This window comes from Saccharothrix sp. AJ9571, from assembly GCF_021725495.1.
Taxonomy (GTDB): Bacteria; Actinomycetota; Actinomycetes; order Mycobacteriales; family Pseudonocardiaceae; genus Amycolatopsis; species Amycolatopsis magusensis.
The window spans coordinates 7,171,622-7,187,831 of record NZ_CP091382.1 but is presented as its reverse complement, the minus strand read 5'-3'; the positions used below and the strand labels follow the sequence as shown (position 1 = coordinate 7,187,831).

Here is a 16,210-nt window from a genome sequence, read left to right as displayed (position 1 = left end):
CAAAAACAGCCGCGCCCACCAGGATCGGCGGAACGCGGCTGTCGAGGGGAAAGCTACTCGGCTTCCTTGATCGCGGAGACCTCGAATTCGAGCACGATCTTCTCCGACACCAGCACGCCGCCCGATTCCAGCGGCACGTTGAAGGTGATGCCGAAATCGGTGCGGTTGATCTCGGCCCTGCCTTCGAAACCGCTGCGGAGGCTGCCCATCGGGTCCTTGGCGATCCCGCCGAAGGTCCAGTCGATGTCGATCTGCCTGGTGGTGCCGCGGATGGTCAGGTCGCCGGTCATCCGGAACTCCGCGTCACCGATCCGCTCGACCTCGGTGCTGATGAAGGTGATCTGCGGGAAGTGCTCGGGGTCGAGCACTTCGTCCGACCGCAGGTGGTTGTCGCGCATATTGCTGCGCGTGTCGACGCTGATGACCTCGATCGACACGTTCGCGCTCGACTTGGCAGGCTCGTCGGCGTTCAGCACCAGGGTGCCCGCGAAATCGTTGAAGTTGCCACGGACCTTGGTCACCATCGCGTGCCGGGCGACAAATCCGATACGACTGTGGGCCGGATCCAGCTGATAAGCACCGGCCACTTCCGGGTCGAGACTCGTGAACGTCGTGCCAGGGCTACTCATGACTTCGCCAACCTCCGCGCTGTACCGAATTTCCTTCGCGAACGCGAGACTAGCGCCAGAAAAGTCCCCGGATCCCCCTAGCAACCCCCCTGTACGCCCCGGTCGGCCCAGCGCTGGACGTCGGAAGCGTCCGCCCCGCACCGGAACAGAACTCACCCCAGCGGACCCCCTAAGCATCCCTGACTACGCCGCAGGAGCATTTCGGAGACGATTCCGGTGCTACACCTTTGTCAGGCCCACCAGCGATCCGGGAGTCGAGTCGATGACCGACAATTGGTTGTACATCCACCTGCGTGACCGCGATGTCGCCGAGCCGAGATTGGCGGCATGGAGAAAGGAATTGGCAAGAGTTCGAGCGATTCGCACCGATGGGCGCTGGTTCCTCGAACGGCGCGAAAACGGCTTCGGGCTCTGGGTCCACGCCGCGATTCGTCGCGAAATAGTGCGGGAGTTCCCCAGCGCGCACCCGGCGGAACCGCCGACCCGGCAGTTCACCGATCCGTCCGGCAGGCGGCGTGCCGAGGAACTGGCGATGGCGGCCAGCGAACTCGCACTCGACCTGTGCCACGCGGGCGAACCCACCGAGCGGTCCAGCCTGCCGACGGCGATGCTGCACCTGTGGTCACTGCTCGGCCCGGTTCCCGACGGCGCCCGCGGCTTCTTTCTCTTCTCCTGCTGGGAACACTGGACTCGCCGGATGTCACCGGCCCGGCGGGTCGCCTTGGCCGGGCTGGCCGGGCGGCGGGCGGACGCGGCCCACGCGCGGGCCGCGGACCTGCTCGACGACGAGCGGCTCCGGGAAGTGTGGCAGCGTCAACTGCACCTGGTGACGCGGATTGTCGATGCCAGGCCCGCGTCCAACGCCACTCCGGTGAACTACCTGCTGTTCGAACACGCCAAGAACAATTCCGCCGTGCTCGGCCTGCCGGAGGACACCCTCGCACTGGCGGCTTCGATATTGCGCCGACTGCTGAACGACCCCGTCAGCGCGAACTCGCTTCTCGAATTCGCGCCACTACCGGCTCGGCTGTGAGCCGGCGCGCGAAGTCGTCCACCATTTCCCGCAACTCGGCCTCGTCCCGCGCGACGCCGAAAAGGTAGAAGTCCGGGCGGACCAGCGCGGCCACCGCGTTCATCTTCGCCAGATACGGCAGATAGGTCCCCTCGGCATCGACGACGTCGTGCTCGCCGAGGTCCGTGGTTCCGGCGGGGACCACTCGCACCAGGTGCGTCCCCACCGCGGCCAGCGACTCCAGTTGGTGCATGCCCGGCACGGCGGTGACGTCGACACTGCTGATCAGCACGAATCCCAGCCCGACGACGTCGTCGAACAGGCCGGTCCGCCCGCCCTTGCGCACGCGTGCCTGCGGCGTGGAATCGCCCGCGTACTCCGCGCCTTGACGCAGGAAACCGGTTTCCAGCGGCTTCACCGCCGTGCGCTGCACCGCGGGCGGTTCGATGTTCCGCTCGCGCGCGGTCAGCATCGCCGCGTCACGGTCGGCCGCGGCGGCGGGCCGCACCACACACACCACCTTGCCGAGCTCGACCGACATGGTCACCGCGTGCCGCACGTGGGCTCGCCGTTCGGTGGCGTAGCTGTCCAGCAGCCGGTCGTCCACCCGGCCCGCCAGCACCAGGTCGAGCTTCCAGGCGAGGTTCGCGGCGTCGCGGAAACCCGAGCACATGCCCTGCCCGGCGAACGGTGGCATCAGGTGCGCCGCGTCCCCCGCGATGAACATCCGGCCCGACCGCCAGTGATCCGCCCAGCTGGCACGGAAGGTGTAGACGGCGTGGCGGTGCAGCTCGGCGTTCTCCGGCGTGACGTCGACCAGGCGGAGCAGGCGCCACGCGTTCTCGACCGTGCCGAAGCCGGACTTCTGCTCCCCCGGCAGGCGCATGAACTCCCAGCGCCGGTGTCCGGGCCCGGCCGACACGGCGGTCCGCGGCCGGGCGGGGTCGCAGATCTGCAGGTTGTTCGGTTTGAACTCGCGGGGTTCGTGCAGGGTGACGTCGCAGATCAGCCAGTCGTGGGCGAAGCCGAGATCGGTGATCGTCGTGCCGATCCGGTCGCGGACGAAGCTGCCTGCCCCGTCGCAGCCGATCAGCCAGCGTCCGGCGAACGTCCGTGCGGTGCCGTCGGCCGCCTCGGCGACCAGTTCCACGCCGTCGGCGTCCTCGGTCGAACTCACTACCGTGTGCCCGCGCAGCACACGCAGGTTCGGCAGGCTCGCGCCGCGGCCGATCAACGCCGACTCGAGGGCAGGCTGGTAGAACGAGGTCGAGTCCGGCCAGGCGCAGTGCCCGTGTTCGGCCACGTCGAACTCGGTCAGCGTCTGCCCGCGCGCGTTGCGCCAGGCGTACTCCCGTGACGGCTCTCCGAACTCGGCGAACTTGTCGCCGATTCCGGCCGCGGCGAGGATCCGGGCGGCTTCGCTGTCGAAACCCACCGCCCGCGGCATCCCGAACGGGGCCGGCCACCGCTCCAGTACGGTGACCTGCCATCCGCGTTGCGCGAGCAGGACCGCCAGCAGTTGGCCAACCGGGCCGTACCCCACGATGAGCACATCCGCCGGTTCAGCTGCCGAGGCTGACATCTTCACTTCCCTCCATGGACAGGTCGATCAGGTCGTGCAGCACGGCCGCGGGCACCGGCCCGCGCAGGTCCCGGGTGTCGATCCGCAGCACGGACAGCGCGCCCTGGTCCGCGGCGAGCGCCGCGTCGACCATGGCCAGCCCGTCCACCGTGGACATCGTGCCGATGCCGGGGAACCGCGATCGCCCCTCCTCGGCGAGCGGGCCCCAGGCCAGCGCCAGCCCGGGGAGGCCGCGGTGACGACGCCGCTGGATCAGGGCCACGCCGAACGCGTCCGCCGCGGCCTGCTCCACCCGGCCGCCGAGCACCCCGCCCGCCGACGTGACAAGGACGAACAAGCCGGCGTCCCTGGCCAGCTCGTGCAGGTTGATGATGCCCCGCACCACGGCTTCCAGCGGGTACCGGCTGCCGGTCTCCTCCGCGTTCACCACTCCGGCGATGGGCTGTTTCCCATTGCTCAGCAGAGATTCGAGGGTCCCGCGGTCGGCTGCCGTGCCGGTTTCGAGGGTGAGTTCCGCGCCTATGGCCGCGAAATCGGCCGTCAGCTCCGCGGCGGCCGCGTCCGGCCAGCCGTCCGCGCTCATCAACAGCAGTTGCCGGACACCGTGCGCGGTCGCCAGATGGCGGGCGATCGCCGCCCCGCGCAGGCCGTCCGCGCCCGCGACCAGCACGGTGCCCCGCGGTTCGATGGCGGGCACGGGCTCGGCAGGCACTGCCACCCTGGCCAGCCGGGGCACCAACACCACACCGGAGCGCACCGCGGACTGCGGGTCCGGCCCGGTCACCGCGCTGATCAAGGCGGCACCGGTTTCGGCGCCGTCCAGGGTTTCCACGTCCACCACGCGAATCCGGCCGGGGTGCTCCGCCTGGACCGAACGCAGCACGCCCCACAGCGGCGCGCGCCGGAGCTCGCCGACGTCCTCCCGCTCGCTGGTGGCCACCGCACCACGTGTGGCCACCACCAGCGCCGACGCGGACAGGCGCTCGTCGGCGAGCCAGGCCGTCAGCTCGGCCACCATGCTCCGGACACCGTCGCCGACCGCCTCGGCCACGTCCTCGGGGCCACCGCGCTCCGGCACCACCAGCACCGTCACATCGGGTACCGGTTCCGCGCGGACCTCACCGAGCGAGGCGTAGGCACGCAGGTCGCCGTCCGCGACCGCACGCAGTCCCGCCACCAGTTCGGCCGCGTCCGGTCCGGCGACCGCCAGTGAACCGGTCAGCGCGGGCGGGTCGAACAGCAGTGAGCAGGGCACCCAGTCCAGGCGGAGTAGTGAACCGTACTGGCCGCTGCCGGCCGCCCGCAGCCGCGCCGGCTGCTCCAGCAGCACGTGGCGGGTGATCTTCCCGCCAACGGTGCGCGGGATCATCGCGATCTCGTAGACCTCTTCCGGCACCTTGGAATACGACAGTCGTTCGTGGCAGACGGCCAGCAGCTCGGCCGGATCGAAGCCATCGGGGTCCGGCACCACATACGCTACCGGAACCTCACCAAGCACCTCGTGCGGCTTTCCCACCACCGCGACATCGACCACGCCCGGAACGCCGCGCACCACGTCCTCGACCTCACCGGGATGGATGTTCTCCCCCGCCCGGATGATCAACTCCTTGACGCGGCCCGTCACCGTCAGGAACCCGGACTCGTCGAACCGAGCCAGGTCACCGGTCCGGAGCCAGCCCGCCCCGAGCACTTCGGCGGTCAACTCCGGCCGATTGTGGTACCCCACCATCACGTTCGGGCCGCGGACCCACACCTCGCCCTCGCACCCGGCGTCCACATCGATCCCGGATGCCACCAACCGCACCGCGACCCCCGGCACCGGCAGCCCGCACGAACCCTCGACCCGCCCGCCGGACGGCCAGTTCATCGCGATCGCGCCACAGGTCTCCGTGCTGCCGTACGCGTCGATCAGGGGAACACCGAACAACTCCTCGAACGACCGCCGCAGGCCTGCCGGTAGCACCGCGCCGCCCACCAGACACACGCGCAAACCACCGACCCCGGCACCACCGTCGCGCACGAGCTGGTGATAGACGGTCGGCACCCCGGCCAGTACCGACGGCCGGAACTCGCGCATCGCGGCCAGCACCTCGTCCGCCGAAAAGCCCGGCAGGATCCGCGCCGACGCACCCACCGCCAGCACACCCAGCACGCAGACGATATGCGACAAACTGTGGAACAACGGCAACGGCCACAGCACCCGGTCAGCCGAAGACAACCCCGGAATCGGCACATAACACGCCGCCACCGACCACAGGCAATTCCGCTGGGTCGACACCACGCCCTTCGGCTTCCCGGTGGTACCGGCGGTGTAGACGATCCAAGCCGGCTCATCCAGGCCGAGATCGTCACGGGCGGGCGCGACGGGCTCGGTCGCCGCCAACGCTTCGTAGGAAACGCAGCGAGGCGGCGGTGCGCCCGTGCCCACCAGCACGATCCGCAGTTCCGGGTGCCCACCGAGCAATCGGCCGAACTGCGCGGCGTGCGCGGCATCGGTGACGACCAGGCGCGCGCCGCTGTCGTCGAGCAAATAGGACAGTTCCGCGTCGGTCGACCACGGGCTGACCGGAACACCCACCGCGCCCGCCCGCGTCAACGCGAAATAGCTTTCGACGTTTTCGACCCGGTTTCCCAGGCAGATCATCGCGCGGTCGCCGGAGTGCAGACCCAGCCCGGCCAGGTGCCCGGCCACCCGCCGGGTCCGCGTTTCCAGCCTGGCGTAGGTGACCGACCGCCGTCCATCCGAATAGGCGACACGATCGGCATGGCGGACAGCGTTTTCCCGCAGCAGATCCGGCACCGGGCGGATCAGGTCGGTACGCAGCATGCCGGCACACCTCCCACTGAGTGGTCACGATCGCTAAGCAGGCATGGCCAGTTTCGGCCGCGCCGGCGCCACCCGGCCCCCCTGACCGATCCCCGGAGGCCCCCCTCAATCCGGTTTGCCCACCGTGCCGCCGTAATACGCTTCAGCCATCAGCGATCCCGGTCCGAAAGGCCAGCACCCCATGCCCGAAATCCGGCGCGTCGACGTCGATCTCGCCGAGCGTTCCTACTCCGTGCACATCGGTTCCGGTGCGCGGCAGACACTTCTCGGCATCGTCCGCGACCTCGGTGCGCGCAAGGCGGTGGTGGTCACCGCCCGACCGGAAGCGGAGACGCCCGACCCCGGCGTGCCGTGCACCGTGCTGACCACACAGGACGGGGAGAAGAACAAAACCCTGGCGACCGTGGCGGAGCTGTGCAGCCGGTTCGTCGAATTCGGCCTGACGCGGTCGGATGTGGTGGTGTCCTGCGGTGGCGGCACGACAACCGACGCCGTTGGCCTGGCCGCCGCGCTGTACCACCGGGGTGTGCCGGTGATCCACCTGCCGACCTCGCTGCTCGCGCAGGTCGACGCGAGCGTCGGCGGGAAGACCGCGGTGAACCTGCCGGAGGGCAAGAACCTGGTCGGCACCTACTGGCAGCCCAGCGCGGTGCTCTGCGACCTCGACTTCCTGGCCACTCTGCCCGAGCGGGAACGACTCAACGGGTACGGGGAAATTGCCCGGTGCCACTTCATCGGGGCGCCAGGGATCGACCGCCTGCCGCTGCTGGAGCAGATCGTCGCGAGTGTCTCGCTGAAGGCCGGGATCGTCTCGGCCGACGAGCGCGACACCGGGGCGCGGCACTTGCTCAATTACGGCCACACCCTGGGCCACGCGCTGGAGCGCGCCACCGACTTCGACCTCCGGCACGGCGAGGGGGTGGCGATCGGCACGGTGTTCGCCGGCCTGCTCGCCGGTGAGCTCGGCCGGATCGACGCGGCGCGCGTCGGCGAGCACCGCGAAGTGGTGGAGCGCTACGGACTCCCGGCCGATCTGCCTGCCGGCGTCGACGGGCCCGGCCTGGTCGCGCTGATGCGGCTGGACAAGAAAGCGACCACCGGCCTGAGCTTCGTGCTGGACGGACCGGACGGCCCCGAACTGGTCCGGGACGTGCCCGAGGAGGTCGTCGCGCGCACGCTGGCCGCGATGCCCCAGGCGCACTGATCAGCTCAGTACACCGGGCTCCGCTGGTCGAGTCCGCACAGGGTCAGCAGTTCCATCGGCGTCCGCACGATCGCGTCCGGTCCGGCGCGCAGCAGTTCCGCTTCGGAGGTTTCGCCCCACATCGCGGCCACGGCGGTGACACCGGCGTCCTTCGCGCTCTGCAGGTCCGTCACCGCGTCGCCCACCATGATCACCTCGCCGGGGTCCGCGCCCAGCAACGCCATCGCGTGCCGCACTATGTCGGGCGCGGGCTTGGGCCTGGCGACCTCGTCGGAGCCGATGACGTGGTCGAACAGGTCGAGCAGGTCAAGTCGCGCCAGCAGCGACCTGGCCCGTTCACCGCTCTTCCCGGTGGCGATGGCCAGTCCGATTCCGTTGTCCCGCAGAATGGTCACCAGCTCGCGCACGCCGGGGAAGACCTCCACGCGATCCGCCAGCCGATAGCTCTCCCTGACGAACGGCTCCTCCATCGCCAGTGGCAGCCCCATGATCCGCATGATGTCCGGGAAGTACCGGCCGAGGTGCCGGTTGTACTCCGCGAACGGCGGCTCACCGTCACCGACGACCTCCGCGTAGGCGAGGGTGAACGCCGCTCGCATGACCTCGAAGCTGTCCACTAGTACGCCGTCGAGGTCGAAGACGACCACGGATGGGTGCTGGGTTTTCATGAGCCCACTCCCTTCAGCCGACCGCGGCGGGCAACGGCTGTCTTGACCGGCCGAGCGCCGCGGAGGCGTAGATTCGTTCGATGACGTCGATCGCCCGGCGGGCGTCGCGTACCGCGTGACCGCGGCCTGCCGGATCGGCGAGCAGCGCGGGCAGTTCGTCGAGTTGGCGGTCGTATTCCGTGCCGATCGGCTCGTCCAGCCGCTCGGCGCGGACGATTTCCCCGCCGACGGTGTGCGTGAGCATCGAGCCGTCTTCCCGGTTCGGGCTGAAGCCGAGCGTGCACCGGAGTTCGGCGGTGCCTTCGCTGCCTTCGAGCCGGAACGTGGTGCGGTCGGTCGCCTCGTGGGAGGCCCAGCTCGCTCGCAGCGCCACCGAGATCCCTTCGGTGCTCACCAGGAATCCGTGTGCGGTGTCCTCGACGTCGCCGAGGCCGCCTGCCGCTTCTTTCCGCCACGCGGCCCGGAACGAGCTGCCGTTCACGAAGTCGGCGGACACGGTGCCGACCACCTGCTCGAAGCTCAGCGGGCCCAGCAGGAAGCCGGCGATGTCCAGCAGGTGCCAGCCCAGATCGACCAGCGCCCCGCCGCCGGCGAGCTGCCTGGTGGTGAACCAGCCGGCGCCGGTGGGCACCCCACGGGCACGGCGCCAGGAGAGTTCGGCGTGCCGGATCTCGCCGAGTGAGTCCTTCAGCTCCCGCAACGCGCTCACGTCGGCGCGGTAGCGGGCCGCGCTCCCGCCGAGCAGCAGCCCGCCCGCGGACTCCGCCGCAGCCAACTGGTCCACCTCGGCCTGGCTCAGGCACAGCGGTTTCTCCAGGAACACCGGGATGCCGGCGGCGAGCACCTGGTCGGCGACCGGGGCGTGCAGGTGGTTGGGCACCGCGACCACGGCAAGATCCACCGAATCCGGCCGCAGCTCATCGGCCGAGCCGTACATGGTGATCCCGTCCGCCTGCCTGGCCGCGCTGGCCCGCTGCACCGGCTCCGGCTCGACCAGCGCCACGACCTCGAAGGCCGGATGTGCGCGCAGCCGGGGCAGCCAGATCGTCCGGCCCGCCCAGCCGAGGCCGATCACCGCGACGCGGACCGGTCGCGGGCTCATCGGCGGCCGACCACGTCGGCGACGATCGAGGCCGCGGTGTGCATCTGTTCCTCGCTGCCCAGCAGCATGCGGTGGTGCAGCCACACGCAGTCCGTGGTCAGCGCTTCGGCGTTCGGGCAGCGGCGGGCGATCTCCTCCGCCGACTCGTCCGGCGCCCCGGCCTCCCAGAAAGCGTTGGTGCGGTAGATCGCGCGGAAGCCGACAAACGCGGGCAGGCCGCGCGCGATGAGCTCGTCGACGATCTCGGCGCGCCGGTGCTCGGTGACACCCGGCAGCCGGAACATCGCCATGTAGTGCGGATTGCGATCGCAGCGGTCATCGGCCGCCTGCGGTTCGACGCCGTCGATCTGCGCGAGCAGCCCAGTGAGCATCGGGAACCGCTGCGCCCGCACGGTGATCTGGTCTTCGAGCCGTCCCAGCTGGGCACGCAGCACGGCGGCCGAGAACTCGTTCATCCGGAAGTTCGAGCCCGACGTGCGGTGGAAGTAGCCGCGGTCCTCCCGCGGCCTGCCGCAGCTGTGCCGGACAAAACCGGTCTCGTACAGCTCGGCGTCGCCGAACAGCACGGCACCGCCTTCACCCGCGGTCATCAGCTTGCCGTTCTGGAAGCTGAACGCCGCCACCGAACCCAGCTCGCCGACTCTCTTGCCCCGCCACAGCGCACCGTGTGCGTGAGCGGCGTCCTGCAGCAGCGGCACCCCGGAATCGGCGGACAGCTTCGCCAGCGCGTCCATGTCGGCGACGAGTCCGGCCATGTGCACCGGCATGATCGCGCTGGTCTTCGAGGTGATCGCGGCCGCGGTGGCCGCCACGTCGAGGTTGTAGGTGCCGGGGTCCACGTCGACCGGGACGGCCACCGCACCGAGCCGCTGGGCGGCCTGCGAGGAGGAAATGAAGGTGAACGCGGGCACGATGACCTCGCTGCCGGGCGTCACCCCCAGCACCTGGAGCGCCAGTTCCAGCGCGTGCGTGCCGGTGGTGACCGCCAGCGCGTACTCGGCTCCGTGGTGGTCGGCGAATTCGCGTTCGAAGGTGTCGACCTCGTTGCCACCGATGCGCCACCACTGGCCCTGGTCCAGCGCACGGTGCAGCGCCGTCCGCTCCTCGTCGCCGTACTGGGGCCAGGACGGGAATTCCAGCTCCTGCATATTGTTACCCATTTCTTACCGCTCTCCCACCTGACGAAAACAGTCGGACAAAGCGCGCACAGAACGGTGCGCCAGACAATTCCACGCTACCCTCGGCATAACGCACCCCCCAATCCCCTGCACACCCCCTGACCACCCCCTGTGCACGTCAGCGTCCCGCACTCGCCGACCGGTCGCGGTTTTCCTTGCTAGCATCGGAAACCCGGCCGAACCGGCGTACGAAACGAGAGTGAGGAACTCCCTTGGACCAGGTGCTTCTGCTGAACGGGCCCAATCTCGGCATTCTCGGCCGCCGCGAAACAGATATCTACGGCACGGACACGCTGGACGACATCGAGAAGTCGGTCACCGCGGCGGTCACCGGACGCGGCTGGGAGGTGATCGCCTTCCAGTCCGACGCCGAGAGCGAATTGATCGGCGCACTCCAGGACAATTACGACACGGTCGGCGCGATCGTCAATCCGGGCGCGCTGATGATCGCGGGCTGGAGCCTGCGCGACGCGCTCGCCAACTATCCCCGGCCGTGGATCGAGGTCCACCTGTCCAACGTCTGGGCGCGCGAGCAGTTCCGGCACGATTCGGTGCTGGCGCCGCTGGCCAGTGGTGTGGTGGTCGGCATGGGCGCGCTCGGTTACCGGCTCGCGGCAAGCGCCCTGCTGGAGATCTCCGCGGACTGAACGCCCGCCGCCTCCCTGGCCACGAGCACCGCACCGTGCAAAGAGGACAGCCCACCGAGGACGGCGGGCCGCACGGGTGCCGGCTCGTGGCCGGGGCGCACCAGCGACCGCACGTGCAGGGCGACCAGGTCGACAAAGCCCGGCATCGCGGTCGCGAAGCCGCCGCCGATCACCGACAGTCCGGGGTCGCACAGCTCGCCGACGCTCACCACCGCCGCCGCGAGCGCGCCGGCGCTTTCGATGATCGCGGTTTCCGCCCACCGCTCCGCGTTCGCCAGCCCGCGCCGCAGTTCCGCCGGTGTCACCGCGGCGCCTCGCGCTCGCGCCGCCCGGCGCAACGTCGCCGGACCTGAGGCGACGGCCTGCACGCAGCCGCGACGGCCGCAATCGCACCGTTCGCCGAAGCGGTCCACCACCAGATGTCCCAGTTCGCAGGAGGCACGGGCGAGCCCAGGGCGGGGACGGCCGTCGAGCACGATCCCGCCCCCGATCCCCGTCCCGACCCCGAAGTAGACCAGGTTCGCGCAGTTCGCCACGCGTGCCTCGGCGAGCGCCGCGAGGTCGCCGTCATCGGCGAAGCGCGCGGGAACCCCGGGCAGCAAAGCCCGCAGTGCCGCGTCGAAGTCCATTCCGGACCAACTCGGCCGTCCCGGCCAGGTCACCACCCTGCCGGTTCGGTCCACAGTGGCCGGAAACGCGACGCCGGCCGCGGTGATCGGTTCACGCACCGACGCGGCCAGCTTCGCGAGCCCGTCCGCGAGCAACCGGAGGTCCTCCGGCGCCCCGCGGTCCCATTCCGGCCAGGCGAAGGAGAACTCGGCCACTTCACCGGCCGGCGACTCGGCCCGGAAGGCGACCTTGGTACCGCCGATGTCGATTCCCAGGTAGCTCATGCCGTACCGTCCTCGGTTGTCAGTCCGCCAGTTGCGTCCGGCGCTCGTCATCCGCCTCCACCAGCGCGGACCGGACGGCCAGCGAAGCCGCCCGTATCGCGTGGACCGCATCCTCGCCCTGCCGGTCGGTGGTGATCGGGATCCCGCCCGCCACCAGGCCCGCGAGGCACTGCGCCGCTTCCAGGCAGGCCACGCACGCTTCGACCAGTGCGTCGGAGCGCGCGGGGTGCCCGGAGAGCATGCTCAGCAGTTTGAGGATGTCGTCGTTCAGCCCGTCCGCCACGGATGCGGCGTCGCGATGGCCATCGATCGTGTGCTGCATGTCAGGCGGAGGCCGGCGTCAGGGTCAGGAAGCGTTGCTGCCAAAGGTCGTACAGTTCCTCGCGCACGCCGTCCGGATCCGCTCCGGCGGCTTCGGCGAGCGCGCCCAGCGTGGTGCTCCCGTCGGCCGTCGCGAGAAGCTGGTACAGCTGCGCGGAAATCGGTGCCACCGGGCCACCCGAGTACTCCAGGTGGATCTCCCGCTCGGGCCCGCCGAGGCCGATCCGCTCGACGAGCCGTGTCACCGCACGGAAAGCGGGCACCAGCAGGTCGAGGTCGAGCCGTTCGCCCTTGCGCCGCACCAGGAAGTCGTCCACCACCAGGTAGTCGAGATCGGTGGTCAGGAAGGAGGTCACCACGTCGTCCACGCTCTGCACGATCGGCTCGGCGTTGTTGTTGAACGAGGTGTTGAGCAACACCGGCGTACCGGTGAGTTCCCCGAACCGGCTGACCAGCCGGTGGAACCGGGGACCCGATTCCGCGTCGACCAGTTGCACCCGCGCGGTGCCGTCCACGTGGGTCACCGCGCCGAGTTCGTTCCGGCGGTCCTCCCGCACCGGCACGACGAACGACATGAACTCGTAAGCCGCTTCGGTTTCGGGGAGGTCGAAGTAGGTCCTGGCGTCCTCGGCGGTGACCACCGGCGCGAACGGGCGGAAGCTCTCGCGCTTTTTGACCATCGCGTTGATCCGGGTCTGGTTCTCGCTGGGCCGCGCGTCCGCGATGATGCTGCGGTTCCCGAGCGCACGGGGGCCGAACTCCGACCGTCCCTGCGCCCAGCCCAGCACCGAGCCGTCGGCGAGGAACCGCGCCGCACTGTCCACGATGTCGTCGTGGCGTTCGAACTCGACCACCGAACCCCAGTCGGCGAGCCGGTCGGCGATCTGCACCTCGGTGCCCAGATCGGGGCCGACACTGGCACTTCGCAGCCGGTCGCCGGGTGCGACGCGGTGACCGAGCTCGGCCATCGCCACAAAGGCGGCGCCTTCGCCCGCGCCCGCGTCGTGGGAGGCCGGGTGCACGAAAACCTCGTCGAACAGGCCCGAACCGAGAATGACGCCGTTGAGGCTCGAGTTGTGCGCCACGCCGCCACCGAAGCACAGGGCCGACAGGCCGGTGGCCGCCGCCCAGTGCCCGAGCACGTGCAGCGCGATCGTCTCCACTGCCTCCTGCAGTCCCGCGGAGAAGTCCTTGTGCCGCTGAGTGAATGCCTCGCCCTTGCGCCGGGGCGTGAAGCCGTGCTCGAGGAACAGCGGGCTGAGCAAGTTCGGCACGGTCAGGTTCGGGTGCAGGTCGTACTCGCCGTTTTCCCGCAGCGTGTACAGCTTCGCGAACAGCTCGCGGAAGGTCGACGGGTCGCCGTAGGGCGCGAGGCCCATTACCTTGTACTCGTCGCCGAAGCCGTAGCCCAGCAACTGGGTCGCGTTCAGGTAGAGCACGCCGAGGGAGTTCATCACCCCGTAGTCGGCGAGCTTCTCCAGCCTGCCGTCCTCCGCGCGGTAGATCGTGCCGGAGTTCTCCTCACCACGACCGTCCAGGACGACCACCAGCGCCTCCCGCATTCCGGAGTGCAGGTAGGTCGACATCGCGTGCGCGTCGTGGTGCGGGGCGTAGACGAGCTTCTCGTCGGGGAGGTCCCAGTCGAACTCCTCCTTGAGCCGCTGCTTGATCAGTTCACGCGAGTAGCGGACCGGCGCCCGCTGGTGCTCGGTGTAGAGGTGGTTGAGCACGTTGTCCATATGCTCTTCGCGGAAGTAGAACCCGACCGCGTCGATGTCGTCCGGGGTGACCCCGGCCGCGTCGAGGCACGCCCGGATGGCGTTGACCGGGAACTTGGTCGTCTTCTTGATCCGGTTGAGCCGCTCCTCCTCGACCGCCGCGAGCAACTCGCCGTCGCGGACGAGCGACGCCGACGCGTCGTGGAAGAAGAACTCGGACATCATCGGCACCAGATCGGAGTCCCGGGTGGAGAAGTTCCCGTTGAGGCCAAGCACCAGCACGTTGATCACCCAATACCTTCGGCAACGGACAAGACAGGATCGCCCGGCCGGTGGCCACGCCATGACTCCTGCGAACTCCAGTCTTGCCGAAGAAACGGCGCCGCTTCCCCTATCCAGCCCCCCTGTACCCCCTTCCTTTCCGCGACGGTGAGCACGCCGGGAACGACTGGAGCGCGGCACCTTGTTCCGGTGCCGCGCTCCAGTCGTGCTTGTGTTCGCTCAGAAGGCATACGGGCCGAAGCGGCCCCAGGTGACGACGGCCGCGAGGATGAGCAGGATCACCGGAGCGGCGAGCGCCTGGTTCTCCTTGCGGCGGATGTGCACGACAACCGCGCCGACCATCACGATCGCCAGGCCGAGTGCCGCGACCGGGGTCAGGATGACGGCGACGCCGAACGCGGCCGGCAGGATCAGGCCGAGTGCGCCGAGCACTTCGACCGCACCGACCGCCTTGACCGAGCCGGCCGAGTAGTCGCCTGCCCAGCCCATCCCCGAAGCGGCCAGTTTCTCCTTCGGCTGGGCCAGCTTCATCGCCCCCGCCCCGAGAAAGGCGGCTGCGAGCAAGCCCGCGATGACCCACAACACGACGTTCATGAGTTCGACATCTCCGAGTTCTAGGTGACTACCTGGCCAGAAGCTAGCAAGAGATGACTTGAAGCGTCAAGTCATCTCACTTGACCCTTCAAGTCGAACCTGGTTGGATGGACCAGGCGCAGGCGAGCCAGGACGGAGATCATGAACGCGGACGAACCTCGCTGGCTCGACGAACAGGAGCGGGAGACCTGGGTGGCATTGGCGAGCGTGCTGATCAGGGTGCCGGCCGCGCTGCACGCGCAGCTGCAGTGTGACTCCGGGATCAGCTTCTTCGAATACCAGGTACTGGCCGGACTCTCCGAAGCGCCGGAACGAACCCTGCGGATGAGCAGCCTCGCGGTACTGGCCGACGGTTCGCTGTCCAGGCTGTCGCACGTGGTCAAGCGCATGGAGAACCAGGGGTGGCTGCGACGACGGCCCGACCCGGCCGACGGGCGCTACACCCTGGCGGTCCTCACCGACGCCGGCTGGCAGAAAATCGAGGACGCCGCCCCCGGGCACGTCGCCGAAGTACGCAAACTCGTCTTCGACCCGCTGACCGCGGCCCAGCAGAAACAACTGCGTGAGATCGGCAAACGGATCAGCACCGCGGCCGACGGGGACGGAACATCCTCCATCGAGTGAACCCGCCCAGCGGAATCCGAACCGGTTTCACGAAGTGCGGTACGAAGAAGGGCGCTTGCCCGTTTTCCGCAGGAACGCGTTCGACAGCGCACTGGGGCTGGCGAAACCGCACAGCGGGGCGATTTCGGCGATCGCCAGATCGCTGTCCCGCAACAGGCGTTCGGCCCGTTCGAGGCGCAACCGGGTGAGATACCGGCGCGGGGTTTCCCCGGTGGCCTCCTTGAAGACCCGCGCCAGGTGGTAAACGCTGAGATAGACCTCGTCGGCGAGATCGGCCAAGGTCAGCGGCTCGTCGAGATGGTCGCGCATCAACGTGATCACCGCCTGGATGCGGGCGTTTTCGGTTTCCGGGAAACGCGTGGTCCGTGCGGATCGCATGGAATAGTGGGTGAGCAGATGCGCGACGAGGAAACCGGCGGCCGCCTCCGCGTACGGTTCACCTGCCCGGCTCCGCGAGGCCGCGTCCAGCGCCCGGACCATTCCTCGCAGAAACGGGTCGTCGGCCGGCAGCAGGTCGGCCATTCGCTCGTAGTCCACGTCGGGGTGCTCGAGTTTCCCGGCGGTTCGTTCGACAGTTTCCCGCGGGACGCGAACCAGGGTACCCCGAAGCTCTTCAGTTGCCTGGTAGCTGACCCGCACCGGACGGTCAGGTCCATTCAGCAGAAGCCGTCCCGGCGCCCATTCGTGGTGACGGCGTTGTTCGCCTGCCCGAATGGTGATGGTGGTCCGGCCCGCTTCGGCGAGCAGCAGGCTCATGCCTGCCACGCCGGCCACCAGCGTGCCGGTGCTCGTGGCAGGCCAGACAATGTGCCGGACGGCCAGCGACCGCCACTGGGCGGAAGGCGCGGGAAAAGTGGGCAGCAAGGAATTCCTCGTCGTTTGAATCTCGAAAACGCGCGATTGTTTCGAAAACCTCAGGAAAAAGTGTA

15 protein-coding genes are annotated in these 16,210 nt (G+C 69.2%); 4 read left to right on the top strand and 11 right to left on the bottom strand.

The features are described 5' to 3' along the window. Positions 1–53: 53 nt before the first annotated feature. On the bottom strand, positions 54–629 hold the full coding sequence (locus tag L3Q67_RS32555; protein WP_499185258.1) for a YceI family protein: 576 nt from the start codon (positions 627–629) through the stop codon (positions 54–56). Positions 630–969: 340 nt separating this feature from the next. Between L3Q67_RS32555 and L3Q67_RS32550 the strand changes: the two genes are divergently transcribed. Then, positions 970–1,662, top strand: a complete 693-nt coding sequence (locus L3Q67_RS32550; RefSeq protein WP_499185257.1) for a hypothetical protein — start codon at positions 970–972, stop codon at positions 1,660–1,662. On the opposite strand, the gene mhpA is transcribed toward L3Q67_RS32550, so the two are convergent. Both mhpA and L3Q67_RS32540 read right to left on the bottom strand, forming a co-directional pair. After that, the gene (gene mhpA / locus L3Q67_RS32545) at positions 1,613–3,223 is read right to left on the bottom strand and encodes a bifunctional 3-(3-hydroxy-phenyl)propionate/3-hydroxycinnamic acid hydroxylase MhpA (protein WP_499185256.1); all 1,611 of its coding nucleotides are present in this window, start codon (positions 3,221–3,223) and stop codon (positions 1,613–1,615) included. The two genes, L3Q67_RS32550 and mhpA, sit on opposite strands and share 50 nt — an antisense overlap. Beyond that, positions 3,204–6,050 (bottom strand): AMP-binding protein, encoded by a 2,847-nt coding sequence (locus L3Q67_RS32540; RefSeq protein WP_499185255.1) that lies wholly within the window; start codon positions 6,048–6,050, stop codon positions 3,204–3,206. Before L3Q67_RS32540 ends, mhpA begins: the two co-directional genes overlap by 20 nt. A gap of 181 nt (positions 6,051–6,231) precedes the next feature. On the opposite strand from L3Q67_RS32540, the gene L3Q67_RS32535 reads away from it, so the two are divergent. After that, complete coding sequence (locus L3Q67_RS32535) at positions 6,232–7,254, top strand: 3-dehydroquinate synthase family protein (RefSeq protein WP_499185254.1); 1,023 nt, start codon at positions 6,232–6,234, stop codon at positions 7,252–7,254. 5 nt (positions 7,255–7,259) lie between these two features. Here L3Q67_RS32535 and L3Q67_RS32530 read toward each other — a convergent pair whose 3' ends face one another. Genes L3Q67_RS32530 through L3Q67_RS32520 form a run of 3 tightly spaced genes read right to left on the bottom strand, consistent with a single transcriptional unit; the run spans position 7,260 to position 10,172 of the window. Next, complete coding sequence (locus tag L3Q67_RS32530; RefSeq protein WP_499185253.1) at positions 7,260–7,922, bottom strand: HAD-IA family hydrolase; 663 nt, start codon at positions 7,920–7,922, stop codon at positions 7,260–7,262. Positions 7,923–7,935: 13 nt separating this feature from the next. Then, entirely contained in the window at positions 7,936–9,024 is a 1,089-nt protein-coding gene (locus L3Q67_RS32525; RefSeq protein ID WP_499185252.1) for a Gfo/Idh/MocA family protein, read from the bottom strand. Further along, positions 9,021–10,172, bottom strand: a complete 1,152-nt coding sequence (locus L3Q67_RS32520) for a DegT/DnrJ/EryC1/StrS family aminotransferase (protein WP_499185251.1) — start codon at positions 10,170–10,172, stop codon at positions 9,021–9,023. The genes L3Q67_RS32525 and L3Q67_RS32520 overlap by 4 nt, the downstream gene beginning before the upstream one ends. 242 nt (positions 10,173–10,414) lie before the next feature. Between L3Q67_RS32520 and L3Q67_RS32515 the strand changes: the two genes are divergently transcribed. After that, the gene (locus L3Q67_RS32515) at positions 10,415–10,849 is read left to right on the top strand and encodes a type II 3-dehydroquinate dehydratase (protein ID WP_499185250.1); all 435 of its coding nucleotides are present in this window, start codon (positions 10,415–10,417) and stop codon (positions 10,847–10,849) included. On the opposite strand, the gene L3Q67_RS32510 is transcribed toward L3Q67_RS32515, so the two are convergent. From L3Q67_RS32510 to L3Q67_RS32495, 4 genes are all read right to left on the bottom strand, one after another. Beyond that, positions 10,804–11,742 (bottom strand): ROK family protein, encoded by a 939-nt coding sequence (locus L3Q67_RS32510; RefSeq protein WP_499185249.1) that lies wholly within the window; start codon positions 11,740–11,742, stop codon positions 10,804–10,806. The genes L3Q67_RS32515 and L3Q67_RS32510 overlap by 46 nt on opposite strands. A gap of 19 nt (positions 11,743–11,761) precedes the next feature. Further along, positions 11,762–12,025 carry a hypothetical protein gene (locus tag L3Q67_RS32505; protein ID WP_499185248.1) on the bottom strand — a complete coding sequence of 88 codons (264 nt, stop codon included), beginning with the start codon at positions 12,023–12,025 and terminating at the stop codon, positions 11,762–11,764. 40 nt (positions 12,026–12,065) lie between these two features. Next, complete coding sequence (locus L3Q67_RS32500) at positions 12,066–14,072, bottom strand: carbamoyltransferase family protein (RefSeq protein WP_499185247.1); 2,007 nt, start codon at positions 14,070–14,072, stop codon at positions 12,066–12,068. A gap of 210 nt (positions 14,073–14,282) precedes the next feature. Beyond that, entirely contained in the window at positions 14,283–14,657 is a 375-nt protein-coding gene (locus L3Q67_RS32495) for a DoxX family protein (RefSeq protein ID WP_499185246.1), read from the bottom strand. Between the two features lie 141 nt (positions 14,658–14,798). Between L3Q67_RS32495 and L3Q67_RS32490 the strand changes: the two genes are divergently transcribed. Continuing rightward, a complete protein-coding gene (locus L3Q67_RS32490) occupies positions 14,799–15,281 on the top strand; it encodes a MarR family winged helix-turn-helix transcriptional regulator (protein WP_499185245.1) in 483 nt (160 codons plus the stop codon). Between the two features lie 27 nt (positions 15,282–15,308). On the opposite strand, the gene L3Q67_RS32485 is transcribed toward L3Q67_RS32490, so the two are convergent. Then, positions 15,309–16,037, bottom strand: a complete 729-nt coding sequence (locus L3Q67_RS32485) for a helix-turn-helix domain-containing protein (protein WP_499185244.1) — start codon at positions 16,035–16,037, stop codon at positions 15,309–15,311. Positions 16,038–16,210: the final 173 nt, after the last annotated feature.